Raw genomic sequence first — 8,764 nt, forward strand, 5'->3', positions numbered from 1 at the left:
GTCGGGGTGATCGTGGCCATCGTTCTGATCATCCTGATCGTGATGATCGTCTCCCGGCTTCGGAAGGGGCGCGGGGGCAAGGGGCTGAACACGGGGTCGGACCGCACGGCGCACCGCACGGACGACACGGCGCAGCGGCGTGCCACGCAGGTCGAGGCGCGGGTCGCGGCGATCGCGGACACGGACCCGACCTTCGCCCCCGACGCGCTGAAGGCGCGCGCCGTCTGGCTGTACACGACCGCCCAGCGCGCGTGGACCGATCGCGATCGCAGCGTGCTGAAGCAGATCCTGTCGCCGGTGCTCTACGTGAAGTGGAACGAGGAGCTGAGCGACTACGAGTCGCGCGGCGAGGTGAACATCGTGCGCGTCGTCTCCGGGCCGACGGTCGAGCTGGTCAACGTCGCGAACCGGGCCGGCGAGACGAACGACACCGTGACGTTCCGCATCACCGCGACGATCGACGACAGCGTGCGCCGCGTGGACGGCACGCGCGCCGTGCGCAAGGACGGCTCGACGCGCCCGGTCGAGTACTGGACGCTGCGCAAGGACGCTTCCGGCGCGTGGATCGTGTCCTCGATCGAGCAGGCGGCCGAAGGCGCGCACCACCTGACCGATGCCATCGAGACGGACTCGTGGGACCAGAAGGCGGTCGCGCGCGACGCGGTGCTGGAGGTGGCCGAGAACGTCTCGGTCCACGACGCCGGCGACATCCTGGCCCTGACCAACATCTCCTGGAGCACCGACGCCGACGCCGCCGCGGGCGACCTGAGCGTGCTGGACGGCCGCTTCGACAAGGCGGTCCTGGAAGTAGCGGTCGAGCAGTTCCTCGAAGAGTGGGCCATGAACGACGGCAGCCTCGACTTCACGGCCGTCCGCACCCCCAACCGCACCGTCATGCGCAACGCCACCGTCGCCTCGGTCGAGGTCCGCTCGCTGCTCTCCCGCGAGCCCATCGTCGTCCGCGTCGTCGTCGCGGCAGAGGGTTTCTACTACGAAGTGGACCGCCGCACCGAGGAAGTCCTCCTCGGCGACGCGCACAAGCGGCGGCCGGTCACGTTCGCCTTCGACCTCCGGCTGGACGGCCCGTCGGCGAAGGGCTGGACGGTGATCGCCGCTGACGCGTCGCCGGGGTCGCGGCTGGCGGATCATCGGTCGTAGGGATCGGAGTTGGTCGGGCTGCGGTAGAGCAGCCCGAATCAGCTCACGAACTCGTCAGCCCCATACCGCACCTCGGCCGTGTTCCAGTCGACGCCGAGGCTTTTCGCGAACTTCTCGGCCAGGGGCAGGTTCGTGAGTGGGGCGATGAGGATGAGGTGGCCGTCGAGGGTGACCGAGCCGCCTTCGAGGGTGTCGCGGGCTTCGGGGTCGGCTACGAGTGCGTCGTGCAGGTGGGTGACGGTGACGCCGGGGGCCTGGATCTCGACTGCGTTGGTCTCCGGCGAGGTGCTTGGCAGGCAGCGGAAGGTCAGTACGGATTCCTGGTGGTACTGCTTGGCGATGATGTCCGCGATGTGGTGGAGGCCGTCGGGGCTGACCCTGGTGACGTCGAACTCGCGGGAGCGCTCGTAGGTCGTCTGCTTGAGGTCGCTGGACCAGAACACGCCGTCGAGCAGCGTTGAGGCGCCCGGCCGTGCGCCGTTGGCGCGGATGGTCGCGCGGACCTCGTGATCGAAGCGGCGCAGGTGGGTCTGGAGGCGGGGGTCGGTCGGGTCGGTGATGGTCGCCGTGTTGTTCGTGGCGAAGATCTCGGCGGTCGGGCAGGTCTGGTGCGCCGGGGCGGCGTGTGCGGTTGTGGCATTCGCGGCGGTGGCCGGTAGGAGTGCCAGAGCGCAGGTCGTGGCCAGGGCGAGAAGGCGGCGTCGGGTGGTGGCATTGTCCATATCCTGATTAACGATCGTCGGGCTGGTTCGTTGCGTTGCGGCGTTAGGGAGGAACCCTGGCCGCGAAACGCGTAGTTCCACGGGTTCGCGCCCCCGCCGGTCCTTCATAGCGTTGCGCTGCTGCCGCCGGGGGCGGTGGTCGGCGGATCGCAGCCTCCTGGCATCGGGCAGTCAGTCAGACCGTCGTCAGTTCATCTGTTCTATCGGGGGCCATAGTGGTCAGAATCGTGCGGGCCGGCTTGGCCGTGCTCGCGGCAGTGGCGCTGATGCTCGCGCCCGGCGTGGCGCACGCCGACCAGCAGCAGCAACCGCAGTCACAGCCGCAATCACAGCCGCAGCAGCAGCCGCAGTCCGGGCTGGGGCTCGACATCACGCCGAGTCAGGGCACCTACAAGCCCGGCGAGCAGGTCACGCTCACCTTCCGCGTCACGAACCACACCCCGGCCGCGTGCCAGGTCGGCACCGTCGCCGACGGCGAGGTGCTGATCGCCTCGGTGACGCGCGACGGCGCCTCGCAGCCGTGGCAGAACGCGCAGGTGGAGTACGCCGACGGCTACCAGCCGCTGCTGGCGTCCCACCTGGTGACCGTGCAGCCCGGCGACCACGTGGACCTCGCCGTCCAGGCGCTCACCGGCCGGGACTCGGCCGCGACCCAGCCGCTGGAGACCGTCGGCGTGCTGCCGAGCGGCGGCGGTGTGGCGTCGCAGTGGCTGGTGCAGTCCAACGGCCGCTACGTCGTCTCCGCGCGGTACATGACCCCCGAACTGGCCGGCAAGCCGGTGTGCGCCGGCGCCACGAACATCGCGACGGCCGCCTTCACGGTCGGCGCGGCGCACAAGGCGTTCGCGTGGTGGTGGCTGCTCGTGGCCGCCGCGGTGCTCGTACTGCTGCTGGTGCTCTACATCGTCGCTCGCCGACGTCGCGCGCGTCGGGCCGCTTGGGCCGGTGGTGCCGCTCAGGCCGGCGGTATGGCGCGGACCGCCGGGGCGCTGGCGCTCATCATGGTCGCCGCCACCGCGATGCAGGCGGCCCGTGCGCTCCCGGCACACGCCGACGACTTCGCCGGCCAGCTCGACGGCTGCATGGCCACCTACACCGGCCCCGGCGTCCAGCCCGGCCTTGTGGACAAGGTCCGCCAGCAACTCAAATCCGGCGATCTCAAGATCGTCCCCACCGACGACGTCCACGGGAACAGGACGGAATACCAGTGGCCGATCCTGGCCACCTTTCTGGGCAAGCCGCCGCACGCGATCATCATCCACTGGGACCCGGACAACCACCTGCCCGACACCTGGGACCCCGGCGCTCCCAACAACCCCTGCTACTCCCTGTACCACGAGCTGATCCACTCGCAGACGTGGCGGAACGGCACCACCGACGACCAGCGGACGTGCTACCTCCCGGGCTTCAACACCGGCGCCAACTACGAGGAGGTGGCGGCGACCGAGTGGGAGAACCAGTTCCGGATCAGCAAGGGTGACGGCGCGCGGACCCGATACGACTACGGCACTCCCGTCCCCACGATGCCGGTCCCGCTCGTCCCGGGCAGCGCCAAGGACAAGTCGGCGACCGAGCAGGTCCAGGCCGCGATGGACCAGTGCAGCCCGACCCCGGTCGGTGCGCCGGAGAAGCCGAAGAAGGACCCCGGCCAGAGCATCAATGACCCGCACCTGGCCACGCTGGACCAGCTGCACTACGACTTCCAGGCCGTCGGCGAGTTCGTCCTGGCCAAGAGCCGCGACGACTTCCAGGTGCAGGTCCGGCAGTCTTCGTTCGCCCCCGGCGACCGAACGGTCGCGGTCAACAGCGCGGCGGCGGTGCGCGCCGGCTCCGACGTCATCGGCTTCTACGACGTGGACGGCGACCTCCAGGTCCACCTCGGCGGCAAGGTCCTGACAGCCCAGAGGGGCTCCACCAAGCTCCCCGGCGGCGCCACGCTCACCCGCCGTGCCGGCCACTACGACTACGCCGGCGACGGCGACGACGTGATCTGGCCCGACGGCTCGATCGTCGCGGTCGACCCCATCGGCTCGGAAGGGCTGCGGGTCGCCGTCACCCCGGCCGACTCCCGCAAGAGCACCTTCAGCGGGCTGCTCGGGAACTTCGACGGCAAGAGCGCCGGCGACCTGGTGAGCCGGGACGGCAAGACGATTCCCGACCAGCCCGGGTTCGACGACCTCTACAAGGTCTTCGGCGACAGCTGGCGCCTGAGCCAGAGCGAGTCCATGTTCGAATACGGTCCCGGCCAGTCCACCGCGACGTTCACCGACCGCACGTTCCCGGACAAGCCGGTGACCGTCGCCGACCTGCCGCAGCCGGCCCGCGACCAGGCGGCGGCGATGTGCAAGGCCGCGGGCGTCACCGACTCCAGGCTGCTGGACGACTGCGTCGTGGACGTCGCGCGCACCGGCCAGCCGTCGTTCGCCGCCGGCTACGCCCAGGACCAGCGCGACTTGGACAGCGCGGCCGGGGCCAAGGCGCCGACCGGCCCGAGCGGCGGTCCCACCCCGGACAAGGGCCCCAAGCCCGGCGCGATCCTGCAGGACGGCGACGTCGTCACCGGCAGCATCGACCAGGCCGGCGGCACCGTCGACTACGGCCTGAACCTGGCCGCGAACCAGCAGTTCGAGCTGGTCGACGTCAGCGAGGGCATGAGCGCGACGGTCCCGGACACCCCGTCGGCGACCCCGATGCTGCCCGGCCCCTTCCAGTTCGCGGTCGCTGCCAACGGCCAGGCCAAGCTGCGCATCTCGATGCCGAACGGCCCGGGCAAGTACTCGTTCCGCTACGTGACCCTCAAGCCGCGCACCATCACGATCGACGTCGGTGCGCCGGCGTTGTCCGCAGATCTGGATGTGCCGGGGCGGGTTGACGTCTATCGGTTCACACCGGGTTCGGATGTCACTGCGGTGCAGGTCAGCAGCACGACGGCCTGTGACGGCGGCCCGACCTACGGATACGCCGACGATGGTCCGCAGCCGAGCGTGCTGTCTCCGGGGCAGCTGTGCTTCGGGTATGCGCATCCGGTTTCGCCCGGGGCGGCGGAGCAGATCCTGGTGTGGTCCGACGGGGCCAAGCAGATGCAGTATTCGATCAGCTTGCAGAGGTCGTGAGCGGTGGCTCGTCAACCAGCTCGACCTTGCCGCTGGAATCGACCGTGTAGAGCGCGATCCCCAGGTTGCTCCGCACTTCGGACGGGACTCGTTGCGCGAACCGGACGATCGACTTGGCTACCACGAGCGCGTACGCGGTATCCGGTTCGCCCTTCATCCGCCGCAGGATCTGCCCGTAGCCGGTGTCGAGGTCAGTGCTTGAATCGCGGGTGAATCCCTTCGCTTCGACGATGAGCCGGCGGCCGTCGGGATGCCGGGCGTCGATGTCCGGGCGGTCTCCGTGCCGGGGGAGTTCCGCGCACTCCCAGCCCTGCTCGACGAGCCATGCCGAGAAGACTTCGACGACGGTGGCCTCGGAGCCGGGCCCGTTCTCGGGGCTCCACATATTCGTGTCTGACACGTCCGAAGAATATGTCGGCCCCGCCCCGGAAGGTCATCCGGGCGGGGCCGACGGGTCAGCGCATGGCGCCTACTTGTAGCTCACCACCAGCCGCTGGCTCACCGACTGCGCCGGTGCGCGGACGGTGAGGGTGTGCGAGGTGCCGTCCCACGTCCACGCGGTGGTCGCGACCTTGGCCCCGTTGACCGACACCGAGGTCGGCGCGTGGGCCGCGTTCTGGAACGTGACCGTCCACGACCGCTGTTGCACCTGGCCGGCGAACGTCCCCTTCGCGGGGGCGATCGTCACCTTGTGGTCGGCGTAGCTGATCGCAGTGGTCGCGCTCTGGGCCGTGTTCGTGGTCGTGCCGTTGTCCTCATACAGGGAGAAGGACCCCGGCGCGCCCTCGGCGACGGTCACCGTGGCGGCGGTGAGCGGGTTCTGGTCGTCGTTGGCGACGTTGCCGGAGCGGGTCGCCATGATCCCGCCGGACTTGATGAACACCGGCATGGTGTCCAGGCTGGTCGCGACGCTCTGCACCGTGCCGCCCTGGTACGTCTTGCCGGTGAAGTAGTCCGTCCAGGAGCTGCCGGCCGGGAACCACACCTGCGTCGTCGCCGAGTCGCCCGCCGTCGTCACCGGCGCCACCAGCACGTCCGGGCCGTAGAAGTACTCGCTGCCGTCGAAGGCGTACGCGTCCTGCTGGTCCGGGTACTGCAGGTAGGTCGGCCGGGTCACCGGCACGCCGGTGGTGGCGGCCTGGTGGGCCAGCGTGTAGGTGTACGGAACCAGGTTCTCGCGCAGGTTGAGGAACTTCTCGGCGGAGTCCTTGGCCGCCGGGCCGTACTGCCACGGCAGCCGGTCGCTGTGGTTGCCGTGCAGCCGGTCGACGGGCTGGAAGGTACCCAGCTGCACCCAGCGCGCGTACAGGTCGTCCGGCAGCTTCGTGCTGCCCGGCTCGGCACCGCTGGTCTGGTCGCCGGCGTTGTTGAAGCCGCCGATGTCGTGGCTGACCGCGGACAGGCCGGTCGCGGCCGACTCCCCGGGCGTGTACCCGACCTCCATGGCCAGCGTGGCCCAGGTCGAGGTGGTGTCGCCGGTGAAGTGCACGGTGGTGCGCTTGTCGGCCCATGGTCCGGTCGCCAGGCCCACCGAACCGCTGTAGCCGCCGGCGTCGAGCGAGGAGTAGGCCCGCGAGAACGCGAAGCCCCGGCCGACCGTGGAGTTGGTGTCCCAGGCGTAGTTCTGGTTGATCCACGAGTCCGGCGTGACCCCGGCCAGCGACGAGTTGGAGCTGTCACAGCACCAGTCCAGCCACCAGAAGTCGTTGCCCTGGTTCTGGATCTGCTGGTGCAGCCCGAAGTACGCCGACAGCTGCGCCGGGGTGCCCCAGTCGAAGCAGTACTGCCCGGAGCCGCACGACGGCAGCGTGCCGCCGGCCGCCGCGAGCGCCGCGGAGTACTGCGGGTCGCTCTGCTGGACGCTCGGGTGCACGTTGAGCGTGGTGTGCAGCCCCTGCGAGTGCGCCCAGGCGAAGTACGCATTCGGGTCGGGGAACTTGGACGGATCCATCTCCCAGCCGTCCCACGTGCTGACGCCCTTGAAGTCGGTGTCGGTGACCAGGACGTCCAGCGGCGTGTTCTGCGACCGGAAGGTCGGCAGGATCGTGTTCTCGTAGTCGGCGGCGGTGTGGTTGTAGTACTCGGAGTACCAGACGCCGTAGGCCCAGCGCGGGAGCAGCTCCGACGGGCCGGTCAGGGTCGCGAGGTCCTTGAGTCCCTGCTGGTAGTCCTGGCCGTAGCCGAACACGTACCCGTCCTGATACGGCTTGCCGCCGGTGGACGGACGCTGCGACACCTGGTGCGTCGCGGAGTTGTAGATCGCCGAGGCGGTGTCGTTCAGCAGCGACCAGCCGTCCTGGTAGAGCAGGCCGGGCGTGCTCAGGACCTCGCCGTTCTGGCCGTCCAGGCCGCGGCGGTAGCCGCCGAGCGGGGCGTGCGGGGCCAGCAGCGGCGTGCCGTTCTTGGCGACCGCGACGGTGTCGAGATTGACGTGGCAGGCGTCTGCGGTGGGGCAGCCGAGCGTCACCGTGTTGTCCCCAGCGGCGAGCGTGACCGGGATCGAGACCGTGCGCCAGCTGTCCCAGCTGCTGGTCGGCGCGAGCGTGGTGGTGGCCTGGGCGCCGGAGCCGACGGCGACCGAGATCGTCCGCGGGGCGGCGGCTCCGGTCTGGCTGAAGTCGGTCTGCCAGTTCGCGTAGCGCAGCTGGAGCTGGTAGCTGCCCGCGCGCGGCACGCCGGTCACGGCGAGGGCGTCGGCCGCCGTGGTCGTGCTGAGACCGCCGACGAAGCCTGAGCCGGAGTAGTCGTTGTGGTTGTTCTGCAGGGAGGCGCCGCCGAGGAGGGCGCCGGACTCGGCCTCGCAGATTGTGCCGAACGCGCAGGGCTGGCTCTGCGGGGCGCCGGGGCCGGGGTAGGCCGAGCCGGTCGTCACGACGGCGAGGCTGTCGATGTTGACGTTGCCCGAGTCAGATGCCGAGCGCGCGATGGTGACGGTGTTGGATCCGGCGTTCAGGGTCACTGGGACGGTGGCGACGGCCCAGGTGTTCCAGTCGGCGGTGGTCGGCAGCGTCAGCTTCGCCGCGGCGCCGCTTCCGGTGGTCACGCTCAGGGTGCGGGTGACGTTCTGGCCGTCGCCGCCGGCGCTGTTGGCGTAGCGGGTGGCGAGTTCGTAGGTGCCGGCTGTCGCTGCGGTGATCTGGAACGACAGGGAGTTGCCGGTGTTCTGGAAGCCTGCGGCGAAGCCGGTTCCGGTGTAGCCGGTGTGGTCGGTGGCGACCGAGACGCCGTTGAGGTCCAGGCCCTCGGCTTCACACAGGAGGCCGAACTGGCAGGACGGCACCGGCTTCGGGGCCCAGGGGTCCGAGGTGACGGGCTGCTTGCCGGCGCGCTCGGTGATGCTCAGGTTGTCCGCGCCGAACGGGCCGCTGCCGACTTTGTAGCGCAGCTGCTCCTGGCCGGTGTCGATGGTGAGCCAGCCGTTGGCGACCCTTTGGGTGAAGTGGGTCGGGGCGAAGCCGTCGCGGCCGATGGCGTTGAACGTCGGGTCGTTCTCGAAGACGCCGTTTCCGGCGTACTCGGTGCGGATGAGGGTCGGGGAGAGGACTTCGAAGCGGGCGTTGCCGGAGGTGACGGCGTGTTTCGAGGCGGTGATTGCGGTGGTTGCCGAGGCCTGGCTGGCTGAAAGCGACACCGCGGCGGTCAGGGAACCGGCCAGGACCAGGCCGGCGGTGGCGGCTGCGGTGGCCGCGCGCCGGCGCGCTCTTCGAGGGGGACGGAGAAGCATCGGGAAGCTCCTTCGGAGGGAAACCGGGGGCTTGGAGGGGCTTGGAG

At 70.0% G+C, this 8,764-nt stretch carries 5 protein-coding genes; 2 read left to right on the top strand and 3 right to left on the bottom strand.

Features of this window, described 5'->3' with window-relative positions; genetic code table 11:
- The coding region (locus GWK61_RS50305; protein ID WP_194921010.1) for a Tim44 domain-containing protein at nt 1-1,158 on the top strand (1,158 nt) is incomplete at its 5' end.
- Between the two features lie 38 nt (nt 1,159-1,196).
- Here GWK61_RS50305 and GWK61_RS50310 read toward each other — a convergent pair.
- Complete coding sequence (locus GWK61_RS50310) at nt 1,197-1,880, bottom strand: hypothetical protein (RefSeq protein ID WP_194921012.1); 684 nt, start codon at nt 1,878-1,880, stop codon at nt 1,197-1,199.
- Nucleotides 1,881-2,107: 227 nt separating this feature from the next.
- On the opposite strand from GWK61_RS50310, the gene GWK61_RS60330 reads away from it, so the two are divergent.
- On the top strand, nt 2,108-4,993 hold the full coding sequence (locus GWK61_RS60330) for a VWD domain-containing protein (RefSeq protein ID WP_194921016.1): 2,886 nt from the start codon (nt 2,108-2,110) through the stop codon (nt 4,991-4,993).
- Here GWK61_RS60330 and GWK61_RS50320 read toward each other — a convergent pair.
- Nucleotides 4,974-5,393, bottom strand: a complete 420-nt coding sequence (locus GWK61_RS50320) for a hypothetical protein (RefSeq protein WP_194921018.1) — start codon at nt 5,391-5,393, stop codon at nt 4,974-4,976. The two genes, GWK61_RS60330 and GWK61_RS50320, sit on opposite strands and share 20 nt — an antisense overlap.
- 69 nt (nt 5,394-5,462) lie before the next feature.
- Nucleotides 5,463-8,717, bottom strand: a complete 3,255-nt coding sequence (locus tag GWK61_RS50325; protein WP_194921020.1) for a TIM-barrel domain-containing protein — start codon at nt 8,715-8,717, stop codon at nt 5,463-5,465.
- Nucleotides 8,718-8,764 lie beyond the last annotated feature (47 nt).

This window comes from Catenulispora rubra, from assembly GCF_015356825.1.
Classification (GTDB): domain Bacteria; phylum Actinomycetota; class Actinomycetes; order Streptomycetales; family Catenulisporaceae; genus Catenulispora; species Catenulispora rubra.